The 1,695-nt window shown below is 71.6% G+C and carries 1 protein-coding gene; it reads left to right on the top strand.

Going from position 1 to position 1,695, the window contains the following annotated elements:
- Positions 1 to 514: 514 nt before the first annotated feature.
- Positions 515 to 1,695 (top strand): serine protease (locus B9S61_RS07730; RefSeq protein WP_103541571.1); only part of this gene is annotated, 1,181 nt, incomplete at its 3' end.

Below are 1,695 nucleotides of genomic sequence, written 5' to 3'. Positions count from 1 at the left end.
GAAGGCGGACCGGTCGGCGGCTCCGGGTTCCGTGGTGGCGCCGTGGGTGGCAGGCGGTGGGTGGCAGGGGTCCGCGCCCTCGCCGGTCGTCCCGTGGCCCCGCACGGAAGTCCACGGCAGGGCCGCCCCGGTCCCGGTTCCCCCGTCCCGAGGCCGTGGATTGCGTCACCGTCCTCCGCCCTCCCCTGTGCTGCCGAACGAGACCGCGGGCAGCGGACTCCCTCACCGCTATCAACCCCGGGCCGCCCACGGGGTTACGGGTCGCCCGGAGGCAGGTGTCCGGGCGGGCGCCGGCGACGCGGGCGCCCGTCGGCCTCACACCGGCGCATCCCGGACGATCGGCCAGGTCAGGTGGCTTGTAGCCGAACCGTTGCCGTTCCGTCGGACGTCCCCCACAGCGAGCGCATAGTGTGTGATGCCGTTCCCGATGGCCGTGGGAGCCCCGTGAACTCCCGCGTGGGTCCGGGCGTGAAGACGGCCGCAGCACCAAGTTCGTTCATTCCAGGGGGAGATCATGCGATCCATACGGCCGTCGTCCACCGTTCGCCGAGAGGGGCGGGCTCGGCGCAGAACCTCCCCCGTGCTGGCCTCCGTCGCACTCGCGTCGGCGCTCGCCCTCACCGCCACCGCCTGCGGCTCGGGGGGCGCCGACGTGAGCGCCGATCCCTCCACGACCGCCGCCGCCGACGACGGCAAGCTGAAGATCCCGGACGACATCCGGGACCGGCTCAAGGAACACGGGATCGACATCGACAAGTGGCGGGACGGCGCCTGGAAGAACTGGGACAAGGACGACTGGCTGCGTGAGGCGCAGGACTACGTCAACCCGATCATCGAGGACCTGTGGGACCCGGACCGCATGCGGGACGCCGAGGAGCCCGACCAGGGGGTCGACGAGAACGACATCTCCGGTGACCAGGGCGTGACCGACCCCACTCCGGAGCCGGTGCAGGCGGCGGCCGTCGCGCCGTCGTACCACGCCAACGCCCCGACGGCCGGAAAGGTCTTCTTCGACTCCCCCGAGGGGACGATGGTCTGCTCGGCGACGGTGGTGCAGGATCCGGCCAACCCCGGCAAGTCCAACATGGTGTGGACGGCGGGCCACTGTGTGCACGCCGGCAAGAAGGGCGGCTGGTACCGCAACATCGCCTTCGTGCCGTCGTACAACGACGCGGGCAGGTCGGCGAAGGAGCTCGAGGGCGCCACCCAGAAGGAGGTCGCTCCGTACGGTCTGTGGTGGGGCGACTGGGCGCAGACCTCGGACCAGTGGATCGAGCAGGGCGGCGCCACGGGCGGGGACGGCGCCAGTTACGACTTCGCGGTCATCCATGTGACGCCGGAGAAGGGCGGAAACGGCAAGTCGCTGGAGGAGACGGTCGGTTCGGCGCTGCCGGTGGACTTCAAGGCTCCCCCGGTCGCCGAGATGGAGGAGATGACGGCGACCGGCTACCCGGCCGGTCCGCCGTACGACGGACAGACCCTGTACCAGTGCGCGGACCGGCCCGGCCGGCTGTCGATCGCGGCGAACGATCCGACGATGTACCGCATCGGGTGCAGCATGACCGCCGGTTCGTCCGGGGGCGGCTGGGTCACGACGGGTTCGGACGGTGAGCCCGCGCTGGTGTCCAACACCTCCATCGGCCCGGTGACGTCGGGCTGGCTGGCCGGCCCGCGTCTCGGCGACGAGGCCAAGGG

This window comes from Streptomyces sp. SM1 (assembly GCF_002910825.1).
GTDB lineage: Bacteria > Actinomycetota > Actinomycetes > Streptomycetales > Streptomycetaceae > Streptomyces > Streptomyces okerensis.
This window is presented reverse-complemented; position numbering and strand designations above follow the sequence as displayed.